This window comes from Kribbella sp. NPDC020701, assembly GCF_055562215.1.
Genome location: NZ_JBVHFT010000002.1, coordinates 555221 through 573923, shown reverse-complemented (window position 1 = coordinate 573923; position 18703 = coordinate 555221). Strand labels below are relative to the sequence as shown.

The window sequence follows — 18703 nt, the reverse complement described above, 5'->3', positions numbered from 1 at the left end:
TCAGTGGCGAACTGCCTGGAGGCCACTGAGCGCCCGTGAGCGCTTTCTGGCCCCCCGTCCGTGAGTGGGGACATGGCGAGGAGGGAGAAAAGACGCCCTGTCCACAGTTTCGGGCGCCTGATGGCCGGTTCTGCTTCGGTCGACAGGTAAGATGGACCGTGTAGGACGAGCCGCACCTCTAGTACCACTGTAGGGGGCGGCTCCCACTGTGCAGCGATGCCTCGCGAACGCGGGGTCCGAGGAGGACAACAGCCGGTGACCGACGAGCCGACCGAGATCGACGCCAACCAGTCCGCCGACCCCATCGGCACCGCCGCACCCAACAGCGAGGAGCTCCCCGCGCTGCTCGACGCGATCCCGTCGAACGTCGTCGAGCGTGAGTACGACGCGAGTGCGATCCAGGTCCTGGAGGGTCTGGACGCGGTCCGGAAGCGACCGGGCATGTACATCGGATCCACCGGTGAGCGTGGTCTGCACCACCTCGTCACCGAGGTGGTCGACAACGCCGTCGACGAGGCGATGGCCGGGTTCGGCGACCGCATCGTCGTCACCCTGCTGCCCGACGGCGCGGTCCGCGTCGAGGACAACGGCCGCGGTATCCCGGTCGACATCGTCGAGTCCGAGGGCAAGCCGGCCGTCACCGTCGTACTGACGGTCCTGCACGCCGGCGGCAAGTTCGGCGGCGGCGGGTACAAGGTGTCCGGCGGTCTGCACGGCGTCGGTGTGTCCGTGGTGAACGCACTGTCCACCAAGCTCCGCGTCGACGTGAAGTTGAAGGGCAAGCTGTACACGCAGTCCTTCACCCACGGCGTCCCGGACGCCGACCTCGCCGAGATCGGTACGTCGGAGTCGAACGGGACCACCGTGACGTTCTGGGCGGACCCGGACGTCTTCGAGACCACGACGTACTCCTACGAGACGCTGGTCACCCGGTTCCGCGAGATGGCCTTCCTGAACAAGGGCCTGGAGATCGTGATCCGGGACGAGCGTCCGGACCACACCGAGGACGGCCACCCGGTCGAGCAGTCCTTCCGGGCCGACAACGGCCTGGTCGACTACGTGAAGTACCTGACCGGGATCCGCGAGACCGTGCACCGCGACGTGATCTCGTTCGAGGCGGCGCAGACCCAGGGCGAGAACAGCATGAGCCTCGAGGTCGCGATGCAGTGGAGCGGCTCGTTCCAGGAGTCGGTGCACACCTTCGCGAACGCGATCAACACCCACGAGGGCGGTACCCACGAGGAAGGCTTCCGGGCCGCGCTCACCTCACTGGTCAACTCGTTCGGCGAGGACCAGGGCATGATCAAGAAGAAGGAGGACAGGCTCACCGGTGACGACATCCGGGAGGGCCTGACCGCGATCATCTCGGTCAAGCTCGCCGAGCCGCAGTTCGAGGGCCAGACGAAGACCAAGCTCGGCAACACCGAGGTGAAGGGCTTCGTGCAGCGGCTCGTGAACGACAGGCTCGGCGCCTGGTTCGAGCAGAACCCGGCGGAAGGCCGCGAGATCATCCGCAAGGCGACCGCGGCGGCGAGCGCCCGGATCGCGGCCCGCAAGGCGCGCGATCTGGCCCGCAACCGCAAGGGCCTGCTGGGCGGCGGCGGCCTACCGGGCAAGCTGGCCGACTGCCAGTCGACCAACCCGGAGGAGTGCGAGGTCTACATCGTCGAGGGTGACTCGGCGGGTGGCTCCGCGAAGGGCGGCCGGGACCCGAAGTTCCAGGCCATCCTGCCGATCCGCGGCAAGATCCTGAACGTCGAGAAGGCCCGGATCGACAAGGTCCTGCAGAACAACGAAGTCCAGGCGATCATCTCCGCGCTCGGCACCGGCATCCACGAGGACTTCGACGAGGACAAGCTCCGGTACCACAAGATCGTGATCATGGCCGACGCCGACGTCGACGGCCAGCACATCCGGACCCTGCTGCTGACGCTGCTGTTCCGGTTCATGCGGCCGCTCATCGAGCGCGGTCACGTGTACGCCGCGCAGCCGCCGCTGTACAAGATCCGCTGGAGCAACCAGCCGGACGAGCTGGCCTACACCGACCGGGAGCGGGACGGTCTGCTCGAGGCCGGCCACGAGGCGGGCAAGAAGCTGCCCAAGGAGAACCCGATCCAGCGCTACAAGGGTCTGGGCGAGATGAACGCGAACGAGCTGTGGGACACCACGATGGACCCGGCCAACCGGGTGCTGCTGCAGATCACCCTGGACGACGCGATCCGCGCCGACGAGACGTTCCAGACGCTGATGGGCGACGACATCGAGGCGCGGCGCAGCTTCATCCAGCGCAACGCCAGGGACGTCCGCTTCCTCGACATCTGACGGATCCGCGGTCCTTCGGGACCGCGGATCCTCGCGCCACTCACCGACGTACTGATTCGAACGGGACGAGCTTTTCATGACCGAGACCCCCACGACTCCGGGCCACGACCGGGTCGAGCCCTTGGACCTGCAGACCGAGATGCAGCAGTCGTATCTCGACTATGCGATGGCGGTCATCGTCGGCCGCGCGCTGCCCGAGGTCCGCGACGGCCTCAAACCGGTGCACCGCCGCATCCTCTACGCGATGTACGACGGTGGCTATCGGCCGGACCGTGGCTTCAACAAGTGCTCCCGCGTCGTCGGTGACGTCATGGGTCAGTACCACCCGCACGGCGACTCGGCGATCTACGACACCCTGGTCCGGCTGGCGCAGCCGTGGGTGATGCGGGCACCGCTGATCCAGGGCCAGGGCAACTTCGGTTCGCCGGGTAACGACCCGGCGGCCGCGATGCGGTACACCGAGTGCCGGATGGCGCCGCTGGCGATGGAGATGGTCCGCGACATCGACCAGGACACGGTCGACTTCCGGCCCAACTACGACGGCAAGTCGCAGGAGCCGGTGATCCTGCCGGCCCGCTTCCCGAACCTGCTGGTGAACGGCTCGTCGGGGATCGCGGTCGGCATGGCGACGAACATCCCGCCGCACAACCTGCGCGAGGTTGCCGCAGCGGTCGACTGGGCGCTGGAGCACCCGGACGCGACCCCGGAGGAGCTGCTCGACGCCTGCCTGCAGTACATCAAGGGCCCGGACTTCCCGAACGGTGCACTGATCGTCGGATACAAGGGCATCGACGACGCCTACCGCACCGGTCGTGGCTCGGTCACGATGCGCGCGGTCGTCGACATCGAGGAAGACGCCAAGGGTCGGACCAGCCTGGTCGTCACCGAGCTGCCGTACATGGTCAACCCGGACAACCTGGCGTTGAAGATCGCCGAGCTGGTGAACACCGGCAAGATGAGCGGGATCGCCGACATCCGTGACGACAGCTCGTCCCGGACCGGGCAGCGGCTCGTCATCGTGCTGAAGCGTGACGCTCAGCCCCGCGTCGTACTGAACAACCTGTACAAGCACACGCAGCTGCAGGACACCTTCGGCTGCAACATGCTCGCGCTCGTCGACGGCGTACCGCGCACCCTCAGCGTGAACCTGTTCATCAGCCACTGGATCGACCACCAGATCGAGGTCATCCAGCGACGGACCCGCTTCCGCCTGCGCGAGGCGGAGAAGAACGCGCACATCTACCGCGGCTACGTGAAGGCGCTGGACGCCCTCGACGAGGTCATCGCGCTGATCCGGCGCAGCCCGGACGTCGACGAGGCGCGCACCGGCCTGATCCAGCTGCTGGAGATCGACGAGATCCAGGCCCAGGCCATTCTCGACATGCAGCTGCGCCGGCTGGCCGCCCTGGAACGGCAGAAGATCATCGAGCGGTTGCAGGAGCTCGAGGCGATCATCGCCGACCTCGAGGACATCCTGGCCAGCCCGGAGCGGCAGCGGACGATCGTCAAGGACGAGCTCGCCGAGATCGTGGACAAGTACGGCAACGAGCGTCGTACCGAGATCATCGCGGCCGACGGCGACCTGTCCGTGCAGGACCTGGTGCCGGACGAGGACGTCGTCGTCACCATCACCCGCGGCGGGTACGCGAAGCGGACCAAGACCGACCTGTACCGGACGCAGAACCGCGGCGGCAAGGGTGTCCGCGGCGCCCAGTTGCGGGCCGAGGACGAGATCAACCACTTCTTCGCGACCACGAACCACCACTGGATGCTGTTCTTCACCACCAAGGGCCGGGTGTACCGGGCCAAGGTGTGGCAGCTGCCCGAATCGGCGCGCGACGCGAAGGGTTCGCACGTCGCCGGCCTGCTGTCGTTCCAGCCGGACGAGGAGATCGCGCAGGTCCTGACACTGCGCGACTACGAGCAGTCCGACTACCTGGTGCTCGCGACCAAGCGGGGCCTGGTCAAGAAGACGGCGCTGACCGACTACGACTCGGCCCGGCAGAGCGGCATCATCGCGGTCAACTTCCGCGAGGAGGACGACGAGCTGATCGGAGCCGACCTGGCCACCGCCGAGGACGACCTGCTGCTGGTGTCCCGCAAGGGCCAGTCGATCCGCTTCACCGCGAACGACGAGCAGCTCCGCCCGATGGGCCGGGCCACGTCCGGCGTCACCGGGATGAAGTTCCGCTCGGGCGACGAGTTGCTGTCGATGTCGGTGATCCGGGCCGGCGCCGACGAGGACTCGCAGTTCGTCTTCACGGTGACCGACGCCGGGTACGCCAAGCGTTCGCGGGTCTCGGAGTACCGGCAGCAGGGCCGCGGCGGTCTCGGGATCAAGGCCGTGAAGCTGAATGACGAGCGTGGTTCGCTGGTCGGCGCGATCATCGTGGTCGACGAGGACCAGGTGCTTGCGATCAAGGCCAGCGGCCAGGTGGTCCGCAGCCGGGTGGACAGCGTTCCGGTCAAGGGTCGCGACACGATGGGTGTCCGGTTCGCCGGGGTCGGCGAGTCCGACGCGGTGGTCGCGATCGCGCGGAACACCGATCTGACCCTGAACGGGGAGGAATCAGAGGACGCCGAAGCGGGTACAGCTCCGGAAAGTGTTCAGGATGTGGACGGATCGACAACCGAATCCACCCCTGAGAGCGTCCAGAATGATGACCAGCGTTCGACGGACGGGGACGGCGCGGCTACCGTCGAAGACGACGAAGCCGGCCAGGAGGGGTAACTGATGACCAACCGCGCGAGGCCGACATGGCCCGAAGGTGCGGCGGACAGCTCCAAGAGCCAGCGGACATCGCAGGGCGGGAAGCAGTCCACCGGACCGGCCGGCCCGGCTTCCAACGGTCGTTCCGGCGCCGCCCCCAGCGGCAACGGCCAGCAGAGGACCGGCGCTGCTCCGAACGGCCAGCGGCCGTCGGAGTTCCGCCCACAGCCGCGCCCGGCCGCCGCAGGCGGGCCAGGTCAGGCAGGCGCCCCTGTGCGCCCGCAGCAGCAGCCAGGGCCCAGTACGCCGGGCCGCCAGGAACCGTGGTCACCCACCCACACGCCGGTCCCGCCGGCGTCGAGCGCTCCGTCGGCAGCGTCGTACGGGCTGACCGGGAAGACCGAGGCCAAGACCGAGTCGTTCGGTGACCGGGTGAGTGCTGCGCGTCAGGCGGTGCTCGACAAGGCTGCCTCGGTGAAGGCCGACAAGGCGGACAAGACCGAGAGCCGGGTCGCCGTGAGGGCCGAGAAGCAACCGAAGAGCTCGAGCAGGCACCAAACCCGCAAGGCGCGGCTGCGGATGTCCCGGATCGACCCGTGGTCGGTGATGAAGACGGCGTTCCTGCTGTCGATCGCCTTCGGGATCGTGACCTGGGTCGCGGTGTTCATCATCTGGTCCGCGATCGGTGCGGCCGGGGTGTTCGACAACATCAACAGCACTGTCCAAGAGGTGCTCGGTACGCCGACCGCCGAGCCGTTCCGGATCGAGAACTACATCAACACCGGCAAGGTGATGGGCTTCACGACACTGCTGGCGTGCGCGGATGTGCTGATCATCACCGCGCTGGCGACGCTCGGATCCTTCCTCTACAACATCGCCGCCACGCTGCTCGGCGGCCTGGAAGTCACGCTGGCGGCGGAGGACTGAGGCCGACCGGCCGGGCCGCGGGTCGGTCCGGCCGGAACCGGTTTGGGAGACGGGCACTTGGTGCGGTAATCTCTCCCGGGTTCGACCCCGCACTGCGGGCCTATAGCTCAGACGGTTAGAGCGCTGCCCTGATAAGGCAGAGGTCACTGGTTCAAGTCCAGTTAGGCCCACCATCACTTTGCGAAACCCTGATCCGAGGAGTTCCAGTGCTGAGAAAGATCCTGCTGGTGCTGCTGGCCGGCATCGGTGGATACTTCGCCTACAAGAAGACCCAGCAGTCCCGCGCCGAGAAGGACCTCTGGGCCGAGGCCGTCGACCCGGTCACCCCGGGCCGCTGACGACCACCCCGTCACGGGGGCGTAGCTCAACTGGCAGAGCACTGCCTTTGCAAGGCAGGGGTTAGGGGTTCAAGTCCCCTCGTCTCCACCAACTCTCCCCTCACCCGCGTGAGGGGTTTGTCTTCCCCCGCGGTGCTACGCCCCTCCTCTGTCGCGCACTACGCGCCGCTCCCACCCACCCGAAATCGGTGCGTGCCGCCGCGCGCTCCTGGCGCTGCCGCGCAGTCGGCGCGCTATGGCCCGATTCTCCGCGCTACCGCACGTCGGCGGGCTGCCGTCGGCGTACGCGCTGCCGCGCGAGGTGGCGGGCCTTCGCCCGCGTTGCGCAGTGCCGCGCGGTGACCGCCGCGTGGTCCCGCTGCCTGTGGATCGTGAGCGCGGCTTCCGACTGTGCCTGCGCCAACGCACGCTGATGACGCGGCCAGCCCCTGTCCAGCGCGCAGGTGAATCGTCCGTCAGGGCGCTGCCTGGAACAGCCTGCTGGGAGACTACGGGGTGTTGGTGGGTGGGGGTGTGCTGGTGGGGCTGGGTTTGTGGCGCCAGGAGTGGACGACCCAGAGGACTCCGATGAGGGCGATGACGGCCAGGGCGCCGTCGTATATTGCCTGGAAGGCCCACATCTGCTGTTTGGTCGGGACGCCCTCCCAGTAGCTGTCGTCGGGCCAGTCCGCGACCCAGCCGCTCCCGGTGAGTCCTTGGGTGATCCAGATGGCCCAGCCGTACGACGCATCCCAAGCTCCGTGGAGTGCGGCGACTCCGAGGAGTGTCCATCCCACCCGTGGGGTGAGGCGGAACCCGCCGTTGGGTGGCGCGGCAACAGCGAACAGCGCGCCACCGAGCAGTGCGGTCCAGGTCAGGTGGCCGAACGGAGCGAGCATGGCTCGCGACACCTCGGTTTGCAGGATGCTCAACTCGGGGTGGTCGTTGGTGTGCTGGACGTACGCGTAGAAGGCGTAGCCCGTGCTTTCGAAAGCGGAGAAGCCCGCCCCGACCGTGGCCCCCAGGACTATTCCTCCGTGCACTGTGCGCTCGCGAACCCGCCAGGCGACCGCCACCAGCACAGCACCCTTGGAGACTTCCTCGATCAAGCCGACGCCGAAGAACCCGAGCGCGTTACCGATCGGGCCGGACCCGGTCGGCAGCAGGTAGATCTCCGTCACGGCAGAGACGACGACACCGATCGTCCCGGCTGCAAGGAACCCGACGAGGACCACGCTGCTGGTCAGGTGGCAGTCGTCCAGGCGAGCCATCGCGAACGTCACGACCGTGACCGGCACCAGGAAGCTCCCGATCAGGAACAGGGTCGGAACCAGGATCGCGTCCCCGGTGATCGCCGTGACGCCGGCCGCCAGCACCCAGACCAGTACGCCGGCCAGCAGAATCGCAAGCCACGCGCGCTTCCCCGCGGCAGCGGAGAACCCCACCGATTGATCGGCCACGCACCGGACAATGACAGGCGAACGGCGACACAACCTCCTCCCCCGAGGGTGAGATCCAGACCGCCGCACTGAAAACAGCGAGGAGGACGTGGATAGGTGGGTGCATATCCCCACGTCTCGGCTCGGAGCCGGGTCAACTGGCTCGCGGAGAGCACTCCTCGGGGTGAGCGGCGAGGTGGGTCATGAGTTGGTGGCTGGGGTCGGGACCTCGCCCCGTGCGCAGGCTGTTCAGGGCACGCGGTAGTGGTTGGCGGCCTCTTGGACTTTGGTTCTTCTGGCGCGCCAGAAGGCTGCGTCTGCGTCGACGGTCGCTTCGTCGGTGCCGATTCGGCCGTCGAGTTGTTCGCGAATGATGTCGGCGTGGCCGGCGTGCTGGGCGGTCTCGGCGACCATTCTGATCAGGAGGACGCCTAGCGTTGTCTCGCGCTGGCCGTCGGGCCAATGGGCTACGTGGCCTGGGGTGTCGAGGTTGAGTTCGGCGATGGTGGTGTCGGCGTGCTCGCAGGCCTGCTGGTAGACGGCTGTGATGTAGGCACTGGATTCGTCGGTCGTGGCCCACATGTCGATCTCGGCGTACGGGTCGTCTCGAAACCATGACGGGGGTTCAGCGGGTGGGCGGCCGAACGACGTACCTAGGTAGCCGTACTCCGGGCCGGCCAGGTGTTTGACCAGGCCGAGGAGGTTCGTGCCGGTCGGAGCGGCTGGGCGGCGGCGGTCGTACTCCGACAAACCGTCCAGCTTGGCGAGCATCGTTGCCCGGCCGCCGTGCAGGACGCTCAGCAGTTCAGATTTGAGATCGACGATCACCTCGCACCTCCTCGATCGGACCCTACCGACCGGCGGAGGAAGTCTGGGGTGGGCAGCTGACCGGGGCCCTCGCCTACCTGGACGAGCGCCGATCCGTTGCTGGCGGCAACCTCTAGCAGCTGGACGTGTGGAGGCAGGTGGTCAGGACAAGCACAGGCAGAAGGGGTGGCCTTCGGGGTCGATCATGACGCGGTGTTCCGATGGGCGGGCCTGGAGGGTGGCGACGGTCGCGCCGCAGCCGGTTGCCCAGGAGACTGCGGTGTCGAGATCGTCGACGCCCAGGTCGAGGTGGATGGTGGGTGTCTGCTCGCCGGGGACGGTGGGCCAGACCGGGCGGCGGTAGTTGGGGTCGTAGTCGAAGTTGAGCGCCGGGGCCACGGTGCCGTCCGGCGGGCAGATCAGGGCGTAGCCGGCGTACGGCGGCTCTCCTGGGCGGGCCGGTTCTTCGCGGAAGTACGTCCAGCCGAGCAGAGCGGCATAGAAGCGTGCGAGCTCGCGGGGTCGCGTTGCCGTGATCGTCAACGCGCCGACACGTACTTGCGGTGGAGTCGTCATCTCATCACCTCACGTTCCATGCTGGACTACGTCGGGGCCAGGTCGTCGTACCCATCCGACCGCTGATCGGTGCCGTGATGCTGTACGGCTGGAGCGGTGAGGGCGGCGCAGATCACGGAGCGGCGCAGGCCCGCGGCGGACGGGGACAGCCGGAATAGGGTTGCCGAGGGGTGGGTTGCCGGGAGTATGGGACTTGAGATCGGGGTGATTCTGCCGACGTCGTCGCCGGAGGCGGGGCGGGCGATGCTGGGGGATGTGCGGGAGAGTGCTCGGTTCGCCGAGGAGGTGGGGCTGGACTCGGTGTGGTCCACGGATCATCTGATTGCCAGTGCGCCGATGTTGGACAGCTCGGTGGTGCTGGCTACCGCGGCGGCGGTGACTGAGCGGATCACGGTGGGGTTCAACGTGATGTTGCTGGCGTTGCGGCCGGTGGCGTGGGCGGCGAAGCAGGTGAGCACGTTGCAGCTGGTTTCGAACAACCGACTCGTGCTTGGCGTTGGCACGGGGAATCCGGCGCATGGTGACGTCGGGTGGCGTGCGGCGGGCGTGGAGTTCACGGAGCGCGGTCGGTTGACGGATGAGGCGCTGGCGGTGCTGCCGGAGTTGATCGCCGGGAAGCCGGTCGTACTCGCGGATGGCCTCGAGGCGACGCTCTCCCCTGGGTCGGTGGTCCCGCCGATTGTTGTTGCGGGCAACGGTGTAAGGGCGCACCGGCGGGCGGCGACGTACGGCGATGGGTGGGCGACGATCGCGATGACGCCGGACGAGGTCCGGGCGAACCTGGACCGGATCAACGAGCTTGCCGCGAAGCACAACCGGCCGGCACTCAAGGCGACAGTTGTCGCACCGGACTTGAGTGGCGATCCGGCCGAGCAGCTCGCCGCCTATGAGGAGGCCGGTGTCGAGCGGGTGATTCTGCCACCGACGGGCGATTGGCGCCGCGACTACGAGCACGCTGCTGGGCTGCGCGCGGGCTAGCGGAATTGCCGGGCGCGCCGGTGCACTGACTTCTAGACTCGGGTGGTCCTCGCCCAAGGCGTTCTGGCTCCGGATGAGAGCGCCCGTGACGGAGAGGGTGGCCGCCCGTTCGAGCCGGGCCGAGTCCGGGGGATGCTCCGGTCAGCCGGGGCATCCCCAAGCCGGCATCCCTACCGGCCTGGCGTCCGGAGGTACGCCGGCGGCGACCACCGGGAACACCGGTGGACTACGCGTTGAGCTCGAGGGCTGCGTCCAGGAGGGTCTGGGTGTACTCGTGCTGGGGTGAGCCGAGGACTTCGGTAGCTGAGCCTTCCTCGACCAGTACGCCGTGGCGCATGACGGCGATGCGGTCCGCGATCTGGTGGACGACACCTAGGTCGTGGGAGATGAAGAGCATCGAGAGGTTGTGGCGTTGGCGGAGGTCGTCCAGGAGGCGGAGGATCTGGGCCTGGACGGAGACGTCGAGGGCGGAGACTGCCTCGTCGCAGACGAGCAGGCGAGGCTTGACGGCCAGCGCGCGGGCGAGGCTGACTCGTTGGCATTGGCCGCCGGAGAGCTGGCTTGCTCGTTGGTGGGCGACTCCGGCGTCGAGGCCGACGTCGGCCAGGAGTTGATGTAGAGCGGTCGTACGGTCGCCGGACGGGGCGGCCACGGGATGGGTCCGCCAGGCCTCGGCGATGATCGCGGCCACGGTCATCCGGGGGTTGAGCGACGAGCGCGGGTCTTGGAAGACCATTTGGATGGCGCGTTGGAGTTCGCCGCCGCGGCGGGTGCCCGGGGGTAGCGGGCGGCCGGCGTAGGAGATCTCGCCGGAGGCCGGGCGGACCAGGCCGACGATCGAGCGGGCGACGGTGGTCTTGCCGGAACCGGACTCCCCCACCAGGCCGACGGTCTCGTTGGCGCCGACGGTGAGGGTGACTCCGTCGACGGCGATGAACGGCTTGCGGCGAGGGCCGAAGGTGACACGGAGGTCGCGCACCTCCAGCAGAGCCGCGGCACCACGCGGCGGCTCAGCGACATCGGCAGTCATCGGTCCAGCACCTCCTCGGCGAAGTGGCAGGCGGTCCAGCGGTCTGGTGCCACGGCTCGGATCTCCGGCTGCTCGGTGCGGCAGCGGTCCTGGGCAAGGGGACACCGAGGGTGGAAGGCGCATCCGGTCGGACGGTTGGCGGGTGTTGCGGGAGTACCCGGGAGCGGGTGCGCCAGAGCGGACTTCGTGCGTACGGCGGGGACGCTGTCGACCAGCGCCCGTGTGTAAGGGTGAGCCGGCTGGCGCAGTACAGAAGTAGTTGGGCCACGTTCGGCTACGCGGCCGGCGTACATGACGACGACTTGGTGGGCGACGTGGGCCATCACGCGGAGGTCGTGGCTGACCAGGAGCATTGCCAGGCCGGCGTCCTCTTGAATCGACCGGAGCAGGCGGAGGATGCGTGCTTGGACTGTGACGTCCAGGGCGGTGGTCGGTTCGTCGGCGAGCAGGAGGGACGGGCTGCCGGCGAGTGCCATCGCGATCATCGCGCGCTGGCGCATGCCGCCGGAGAATTCGTGAGGGAAGCTGTCGAGCTTCGTGGCCGGTTCCGGGATGCCGGCGCGGTCGAGGAGTTCGATCACTCGCTCGCGGACGGCTGAGCGGGAGGAGCCGGACCGGCGGAGGATCTCGCCGACCTGGCGGCCGATCGTTTGGGTCGGATTGAGGGCGGCGAGTGGATCCTGGAAGATCATGGCGATCTCGTGCCCGCGCAACTGCCGCCGGCGGGCGGCTGTTGCCTGCAGCAACTCCTCGCCGCGCCAGCTGAGCGAACCGTCCACAGCTGCCCCGTCGGGGAGCAGACCGATCAGAGCGTTGGCGGTCATCGTCTTGCCCGAACCGGACTCGCCGATCAGGCCGACTGTGGTCGCCGCCGGGATGTCGAAGGACACCCCGTCGACGATCCGGACGGCGCCGGAGCGCCCGGGCAGGTCGACGACCAGCCCGGACACCTCCAGCAAGGTCTTGGCAGAACCCGCAGAAGACGCAGCGTCCTGCACAGTTGTGGACAAATCGGCGCGGTTCAAGAGGTGACCTGGAGTTTGGAGAAGTCGGGGAGGCCGTTCGGGTCGGGGGTGAAGCCGGTGAGGCGCTTGTTCCAGGCGTAGGCGTACTTGACGGCCATCGGGAACATGCCGACCGCGTCGTCCCAGATGATCTTCTCGGCGTCGCCGTACAGCTTGACTCGCTGCTGCTCGTCGGTGCTGCCCGCGGCCTGCGCGATCAGCTTGTCGAGCGCGGGGTTGCAGTAGCCGTTGCGCTTGGCCGCGCACGGGTAGAGCCGGCCGACGGTGTTCGCGGCGTCGAGCATCGGGTTCGACAGTTGCTGGAAGTTGATGTCCCAGTTCAGCGCCAGCAGGTCCTTGGTGAACACCGCCTGCTCCTTCTGCAGCAGGTCGACCTGGACGCCGATCTTCTGCAGGTCGGAGACGACCGCCTGGTTGAACTGCTGGAACTCCGCGTTCGCGAACTGCAGCCGGAGCTTGGTGCCGAAGTCGAACCCGGCCGCGGTCAACGCCGCCTTCGCCGCAGTCGGGTCGTAGGTGACCGGCTGCTGCGCGACGTACCCGAGGGTCTGCTTCGAGACGACCGAGTCGGACAGCGAACCGGTCTGCGGGTAGAGCTTCTTGATGATGGTCGGGAAGTCGACCGCCTGCCAGAGTGCGCGGCGCACGGCAGCGTCCTTCAAAGCGGGTATCGACGAGTTGAACCACATCGTGAAGACCGCCGAGCTCTGCACCATCTCGACGTTCAGCGTCGAGTCCTTCTGCACCTCGGGCAGTTGGTCGTCGGGGATGCCCCAGACCACGTCCGCCTCACCGGTGCGCAGCGCGGTCAGCCGGGCCGCGAGCTCGGGCATCTTCTTGATCGTGACCTTGGTGACCTTCGGCGCGCCGCCGTAGTACTCCGCGTTCGGGACCAGGACGATCTCGTTCGGGCTGAACTTGTCCAGCATGAACGGTCCGGTGCCGACCGGCTTGTCGAAGAACGCGGTGTCGTTCGCGCCGACACCGGCCGGGAGGACGAAGAACACAGCCAGCTTGCGCGGGATCGCGGCGTCCGGCTTCGACGCGGTCAGGACGACGGTGTTGTCTGACGGCGCGGACATCGTGTAGCCGGGGAAGTTCGCGGCGTTCGTACCCTTCAGGTCGATGAACCGCTTGAAGGAGTCGACCACGTCGGCGGCCTTCAACTCCTTGCCGTTGCCGAACTTCACGCCGGACCGGAGCGTGAACGTCCAGGTCTTCGCGGTGGCGTCCGGCTTCCACGAGGTGGCCAGGTCGCCCTCGACCGAACCGTCCGCCTTGGTGCGGACCAGCCGGCTGAAGATCTGCTGCTCAACCATCTGCGGACCGGTACCACCACCCTGTGGGCCGCCCGGGTCGATGCTGTCCACCGGATAGGTGCCGGCGATGACCACGTCCCCCGAGCCGGAGCTCGAACCGCCCCCGCCGGTGGTACCGGAGCACGCGGTGAGAGCCATCGTGGCGGCTATGGCGACGGCGAGTGCCGCCCGACGCGTCAAACCTGGCGCAAGTGTCATGGTCTTCTCCTGCCTTCCGCGGGAGCTGGACGGGGTCATCGCAGATGTCCGCGTCCGTAACGGGCGGTGAGCTGGTCACCGAGGATTCCGATGTTGACGATCAGCAGCGACAAGGCGATGCCCGGCAGGGCCGAGATCCACCAGGCGCCGGCGAGGTACTGCTTGCCGTTGGCAATGGTTTGTCCCCAGGACACGGCCGAGTTCGGCAACCCGATCCCGAGGAAGCTCAGCCCCGCCTCGGCGAGGACGACGAGGGCGAACTCGAGCGTGGCCAGCGCGACCACGGGACCGATCGTGAACGGTACGACGTGCCGCAACAGAATCGACGTACGACGGACGCCGAGAACCCGGGCCGCATCGACCCAGGCCCGCTCCCGCAGCGACAGCGCGACACTGCGGGTGACCCGGGCGAACGAGATCCACGCGGTCGCGGACAGCGCGATCACCACCACCGGGACGCTGCGCTCGAACGCGCCGGCGATCACGATCGTGAGCAGGATCGCCGGGAACGCGAGCAGGACATCGATGCCTCGGGCAAGGAAGGTGTCGAGCCAGCCACGGAAGTACCCGGCCACGGTGCCGATGGTGACGCCGACCAGGCAGGACACCACCACGGTGGCGATGCCGATCAGGATCGACGTACGGGCGCCGTACACGATCTGGGCCAGGACGTCGCGGCCGAGTCCGTCGGTGCCGAGCCACGCCGTACCGCCGGTGGAGACGTGCGACCCGGGTTTGCGCAGCCGGTCGTCGAGGGACGCGCGGATCGGGTTGTAGTCGATCACCAGCGGGCCGATCGCCGCGACCAGGGCGTAGATCGTGAGGACGGCGTACGGGATGCGGCCGAGCCAGGAGCCGACCCGCCGGACCGCGAGTGGCCGGGGCAGGACAAGGGAGGCCATGTCAGTTGCCCTCCAGCCGGATGCGCGGATCGAGCTGGGAGTAGACGAGGTCGGCGGCCAGGTTGAAGAGCATCACGATGCCGGCGATCACGAACGTCGCCGCCTGCACCACCTCGTAGTCGCGGTTCGTCACCGAGTCGACCACGAGCGAGCCGAGACCGGGCCAGGCGAAGACGTTCTCGACGATCACCGCGCCGCCCATCAGGCCACCCATGTGCAGGCCGACGATCGTGACGACCGGCAGCAGTGAGTTGCGCAGCGCGTGGCCGAGCAGCACCTGGCGATCAGTGAGCCCTTTGGACTTGGCAGTCTGGATGTACGGCTCGCGGAGTGTCTCGGCCACGCTGGTCCGGGTCAGCCTGGCGACGATCGCCGTAAAGGGCAGCGCCATGGTGATCGCAGGGAGGACCAGGTGCTGCGGCGTACCCGAGCCGGAGCTGGGGAGCATCCGGAAGGCCAGAGCGAAGACCAGGATCAGCATGATGCCGATCCAGAACGTCGGGAACGACTGCAGGGCGATCGCAGCGGCCGAGACCACCCGGTCGACCACGCTGCCTGGGCGGCCGCCGGCGAGCAGGCCGAGGATCAGACCGAGCACAACCGCGATCAGGGTGGACGCGAGCATCAGTTCCGCGGTGACCGGCAGGCGTTCGAGGACTTCCGCCATTGCCGGCCGGCCGAGCCGATACGAGTCACCGAAGTCGAACCGAGCGGCGTGACCGAGGTAGTCGACGTACTGTACGGCGAGCGGCCGGTCGAGTCCGAGGGAGGCGCTCAGCTCCGTGATCTGGTCCTGAGTCGCGTCCGGACCGAGCAGGATGGAGACCGGGTCACCCGGCGCGACCCGGACGATCAGGAAGATCAGCGACGCCGCACCCCACATCACGAAGACACCGATCAGCAGTCGCTTGACCACTACGCGGATCATGCGAGCTCCTTGGGTGGCCCGACCGTGCCGCCGGGGGCGATCGAGCACTCGACGCTTTCGCTCAGTGCTTCGGACTCCGGAGACTCCAGCAGGCGCACGAGCAGTCCCATCGCCTGTCGGCCCATCTGCTCGCGTGGCACGACCAGTGCGGTCCAGGGAGTGCCGTCGTTGCGCGCACCGGTCGCATCACCGAGAGACACAACGCTCAGATCGTCAGGTATGGACAGTCCGCGCCGGGTCGCGCACACCAGCAACTCTTCGGCCAGCAGTTGCTGCTCCGCGAGTACGGCGGTGACGCCACCGCGCTGGAGCTCTTCCACCAACCCGTCGACCTCCTCCACGGTGCCGAGCGTCCAGACCGGTCCGGTGAGGTGCCGGACCTGCTTCGACGGTGTCGCCCGGCGGAAGCCGCTCTCGCGATCACGACTGGGTTGTGCGTTGCCGTTGCCGATCCGCGCGTACGCCACGCGCTGGTGGCCCAGCTCGAACAGCCGCTCGGTGAGTTGCTGTGTCGCCCCGGCGTAGTCCGCCCCGACGTACGACACCGGCGGGCCGGACACCTCGCGATGACCGACGTACACGAACGGGTAGCCGGAGTCGCGGAGCTGCTCGATCTCCTCGACGTTCGGGTCTCGGCCGAGCAGCAGGGCGCCGTCCGCGTGCCAGAGCCGGGTCGACCCGTCGCGGAAGATCTGGCGTTCGCCGCCGGCGCTGGTGAACAGCAGCAGGTCGTAGCCGAGCTCGGCCGCCTCCTGCTCCATGCCGAGCAGGAACGGGAAGTAGAAGTCGACGCCGCTGGTCGGGAAGACCGGCTCGAACGTGTAGACGCCAATGATCTTGTTGCGGCCGCCGGCCAGCGACCGGGCCGACGCGTTCGCGACGTACCCCCACTCGCGCATCACGGTCAGCACGCGCTCCCGGGTCGCCGGACTGATCCGGACGCCGGCATCGCGCTCGTTGAGCACCAGCGAGACGGTCGCCTGGCTGACCCCGGCGAGCCGCGCGATATCGGCCTGCGTGGGTCTCTTGGCGGGTATGCGGTTCAAGCCCCAGCCTTCCTGCTAATACGCCCTACTGCTGCCTTTGCCTAGCGATTGCGGAAAGCTTCGCCAGCGTTTCAGTCACGTGTCAAGACCTCGGTTTGATTACCGGCGCATTACTAGCTAATCCCCATTAGCATCTGGCGTCCGGCTCGGGCCCCGGTTAGCGTCCGTGGCATGCAGCCCTCCCCCGCGGTACCGACGTCGTCCGCCGCCGTGGCCTTGCGTCCGACCTCCGCTGCCCGGGTGACGGGTGGATTCTGGGCCGGCCGGATGGCCGCCAACCGGGCTGCGATCCCGCTCGGGTACGACCGGCTCCAGGCCGCGGGCAACCTCGGCAACCTGCGGATCGCGGCCGGCCAGGCCGATGGCACAGCGCAGGGCGCGAGCTTCCGCGACTCCGATGTCTACAAGTGGCTGGAAGCCGTCGCGTGGGACGGCCAGCTGACCGACAGGTTGCTCGAGCTGACCCGGACCATCGCGGCCGCGCAGGCCGACGACGGCTACCTCAACTCCGCTATCCAGGTGCGTGGCGAGGAGCGCTACGAGCGGCTGTGGACGAGTCATGAGCTCTACTGCGCCGGCCATCTGTTCCAGGCCGCCGTGGCCGCGGCCCGCGCGACAGGGGAGACCGGACTGCTCGACGTGGCGACCCGTCTGGCCGACCACCTGGCCGACACCTTCGGACCGTCCGGCCGGACCGAGCTGGAAGGCCACCCCGTCATCGAATCGGCGCTGGTCGAGCTGTACCGGCACACCGGCGTACGGCGCTATCTCGACCTCGCGTCGTACTTTGTCGACGCACGGGGGCATGGGCGAGCGACCAAGCCTGGGTTCGATCCGTCGCACTACGGTGACCCGGCGCACTACGCCGACCGGGTGCCGGTCCGGGAAGCGGGACCACTCGAAGGGCACGCCGTACGGGCGGTGTACTTCGCCACCGGGGCAACGGATGTCGCCATCGAAACCGGGGACACCGAACTGCTGGACGCCGTACGACGTCAGTACGACGCGATGCGCCGGCAGAAGCAGCACGTCACGGGTGCGGTGGGGTCGCGGTGGGACGGTGAGGCGTTCGGTGAGGCCTACGAGTTGCCGGCCGACCGGGCGTACGCCGAGACCTGTGCGGCGATCGGTGCGCTGCAGTGGGCCTGGCGATTGCTACTGGCCACGGGCGAGTCGACGTACGCCGATCAGATCGAGCTACTGCTCTACAACGCGATCCTGCCGGCCGTCTCGCTCGACGGATCGGACTACTTCTACGTGAACACGCTGCACCGTCGGACTGGCGCCCGCGGCGATGTTCAGCGCGCACCGGCGTACGGACGGCGGGAGTGGTTCAACTGCGCGTGCTGTCCGCCCAATGTGATGCGCACACTGGCCAGCCTCCCCGCATACCTCGCCACTGCGACCGCGGACGGGCTGCAGATCCACCAGTACACCGCCAGTTCGCTGAGCGCCAGTGAGTTCGCAGTGGACGTCGAGACCGAGTATCCGTGGGACGGTCGAGTCACGGTGACTGTCCGGGAGGCGCCGGCCGGTGAGGTCGAGTTGGCGCTGCGCATCCCGGACTGGGCCGAGGGTGCTCTGGTCGACGAGAAGCCCGTGGTCGCCGGCGACTACGCCCAGGTCCGCCGCGTTTTCCACGCCAACGACCAGATTGTGCTGCAGCTGCCCATCTCGCCGCGGCTGGTGGTCTCGAACGCCCGGATGGACTCCACCCGAGGCTGTGTCGCGGTAGCGCGCGGCGCACTGGTCTACGCCATCGAGCAACCCGACCAGGACGCCGACGTCGTGCTGGAGAACCTCCGCCTCGACCCGACGGCGGGACTGACTCCCGAACACCGCGCCGACCTGCTGGGCGGCATCACGGTCCTCCACACCGGCGGGGCGGTAGTGCCCGAGTCTCCGGACCCCTACCGCCCCTACGGCACGACCGCTCCGTCAGCGGAGCCGGCCGAGCTCACCCTCATCCCGTACTACACGTGGTCCAACCGTGGTCCGCACGCCATGCGGGTGTGGATTCCTATCCGCTGACGATCTCGCCGGACAACGCGGTGGTGAGCACAACCGCGTCCCGGATGTCGGCGCGGTCCGCGTGGTCGCGGTGCCGTCGAGCCGCCGCCTCGGGTGGGTCGACTGGCTCGTCCGGATCCATCCTCGCCACCCGGATCGGTACGCTCCC

General features: G+C 68.2%; 16 protein-coding genes and 2 tRNA genes. 8 read left to right on the top strand and 10 right to left on the bottom strand.

Annotation, left to right across the window (positions count from 1 at the left end; translation table 11 throughout):
• Positions 1-255: 255 nt before the first annotated feature.
• The 6 genes from gyrB to ACZ3HV_RS06250 all read left to right on the top strand — a co-directional run bounded on the left by gyrB (position 256) and on the right by ACZ3HV_RS06250 (position 6388).
• Positions 256-2322 (top strand): DNA topoisomerase (ATP-hydrolyzing) subunit B, encoded by a 2067-nt coding sequence (gene gyrB / locus ACZ3HV_RS06275; protein WP_465681474.1) that lies wholly within the window; start codon positions 256-258, stop codon positions 2320-2322.
• A 76-nt stretch (positions 2323-2398) separates the two neighbouring features.
• Positions 2399-5053, top strand: a complete 2655-nt coding sequence (gene gyrA, locus ACZ3HV_RS06270) for a DNA gyrase subunit A (RefSeq protein WP_465681472.1) — start codon at positions 2399-2401, stop codon at positions 5051-5053.
• Positions 5054-5056: 3 nt separating this feature from the next.
• On the top strand, positions 5057-5959 hold the full coding sequence (locus ACZ3HV_RS06265; RefSeq protein WP_465681470.1) for a DUF3566 domain-containing protein: 903 nt from the start codon (positions 5057-5059) through the stop codon (positions 5957-5959).
• Between the two features lie 96 nt (positions 5960-6055).
• A tRNA-Ile gene (locus ACZ3HV_RS06260) sits at positions 6056-6132 on the top strand.
• A 33-nt stretch (positions 6133-6165) separates the two neighbouring features.
• Positions 6166-6297 carry a DLW-39 family protein gene (locus ACZ3HV_RS06255; protein ID WP_465681469.1) on the top strand — a complete coding sequence of 44 codons (132 nt, stop codon included), beginning with the start codon at positions 6166-6168 and terminating at the stop codon, positions 6295-6297.
• Between the two features lie 15 nt (positions 6298-6312).
• Positions 6313-6388, top strand: a tRNA-Ala gene (locus ACZ3HV_RS06250).
• Positions 6389-6785: 397 nt separating this feature from the next.
• Here the strand turns inward: ACZ3HV_RS06250 and ACZ3HV_RS06245 are convergent.
• The 3 genes from ACZ3HV_RS06245 to ACZ3HV_RS06235 all read right to left on the bottom strand — a co-directional run bounded on the left by ACZ3HV_RS06245 (position 6786) and on the right by ACZ3HV_RS06235 (position 9098).
• The gene (locus tag ACZ3HV_RS06245; RefSeq protein WP_465681467.1) at positions 6786-7736 is read right to left on the bottom strand and encodes a PrsW family intramembrane metalloprotease; all 951 of its coding nucleotides are present in this window, start codon (positions 7734-7736) and stop codon (positions 6786-6788) included.
• Between the two features lie 228 nt (positions 7737-7964).
• Positions 7965-8543 carry a DinB family protein gene (locus ACZ3HV_RS06240; protein ID WP_465681465.1) on the bottom strand — a complete coding sequence of 193 codons (579 nt, stop codon included), beginning with the start codon at positions 8541-8543 and terminating at the stop codon, positions 7965-7967.
• 141 nt (positions 8544-8684) lie between these two features.
• The gene (locus tag ACZ3HV_RS06235) at positions 8685-9098 is read right to left on the bottom strand and encodes a VOC family protein (RefSeq protein ID WP_465681463.1); all 414 of its coding nucleotides are present in this window, start codon (positions 9096-9098) and stop codon (positions 8685-8687) included.
• A gap of 186 nt (positions 9099-9284) precedes the next feature.
• On the opposite strand from ACZ3HV_RS06235, the gene ACZ3HV_RS06230 reads away from it, so the two are divergent.
• Positions 9285-10076, top strand: a complete 792-nt coding sequence (locus tag ACZ3HV_RS06230) for an LLM class flavin-dependent oxidoreductase (RefSeq protein WP_465681461.1) — start codon at positions 9285-9287, stop codon at positions 10074-10076.
• Between the two features lie 226 nt (positions 10077-10302).
• Here the strand turns inward: ACZ3HV_RS06230 and ACZ3HV_RS06225 are convergent, their stop codons facing one another.
• The 6 genes from ACZ3HV_RS06225 to ACZ3HV_RS06200 are packed head-to-tail and all read right to left on the bottom strand — an operon-like array spanning position 10303 to position 16524.
• Positions 10303-11106, bottom strand: coding sequence for an ABC transporter ATP-binding protein (locus ACZ3HV_RS06225; RefSeq protein ID WP_465681460.1), 804 nt, complete (start codon positions 11104-11106; stop codon positions 10303-10305).
• Complete coding sequence (locus ACZ3HV_RS06220) at positions 11103-12131, bottom strand: ABC transporter ATP-binding protein (RefSeq protein WP_465681458.1); 1029 nt, start codon at positions 12129-12131, stop codon at positions 11103-11105. The genes ACZ3HV_RS06225 and ACZ3HV_RS06220 overlap by 4 nt, the downstream gene beginning before the upstream one ends.
• Positions 12128-13648, bottom strand: coding sequence for an ABC transporter substrate-binding protein (locus tag ACZ3HV_RS06215; protein ID WP_465681456.1), 1521 nt, complete (start codon positions 13646-13648; stop codon positions 12128-12130). The genes ACZ3HV_RS06220 and ACZ3HV_RS06215 overlap by 4 nt, the downstream gene beginning before the upstream one ends.
• Positions 13649-13683: 35 nt before the next feature.
• Positions 13684-14550 carry an ABC transporter permease gene (locus ACZ3HV_RS06210; RefSeq protein ID WP_465681454.1) on the bottom strand — a complete coding sequence of 289 codons (867 nt, stop codon included), beginning with the start codon at positions 14548-14550 and terminating at the stop codon, positions 13684-13686.
• Between the two features lies 1 nt (position 14551).
• The gene (locus ACZ3HV_RS06205; RefSeq protein WP_465681452.1) at positions 14552-15478 is read right to left on the bottom strand and encodes an ABC transporter permease; all 927 of its coding nucleotides are present in this window, start codon (positions 15476-15478) and stop codon (positions 14552-14554) included.
• A complete protein-coding gene (locus ACZ3HV_RS06200) occupies positions 15475-16524 on the bottom strand; it encodes a LacI family DNA-binding transcriptional regulator (RefSeq protein WP_465681450.1) in 1050 nt (349 codons plus the stop codon). Before ACZ3HV_RS06200 ends, ACZ3HV_RS06205 begins: the two co-directional genes overlap by 4 nt.
• A 171-nt stretch (positions 16525-16695) precedes the next feature.
• On the opposite strand from ACZ3HV_RS06200, the gene ACZ3HV_RS06195 reads away from it, so the two are divergent.
• Positions 16696-18555 carry a glycoside hydrolase family 127 protein gene (locus tag ACZ3HV_RS06195; RefSeq protein WP_465681448.1) on the top strand — a complete coding sequence of 620 codons (1860 nt, stop codon included), beginning with the start codon at positions 16696-16698 and terminating at the stop codon, positions 18553-18555.
• Here the strand turns inward: ACZ3HV_RS06195 and ACZ3HV_RS06190 are convergent.
• Positions 18545-18676 carry a hypothetical protein gene (locus tag ACZ3HV_RS06190; RefSeq protein WP_465681446.1) on the bottom strand — a complete coding sequence of 44 codons (132 nt, stop codon included), beginning with the start codon at positions 18674-18676 and terminating at the stop codon, positions 18545-18547. The two genes, ACZ3HV_RS06195 and ACZ3HV_RS06190, sit on opposite strands and share 11 nt — an antisense overlap.
• Between the last annotated feature and the right edge of the window lie 27 nt (positions 18677-18703).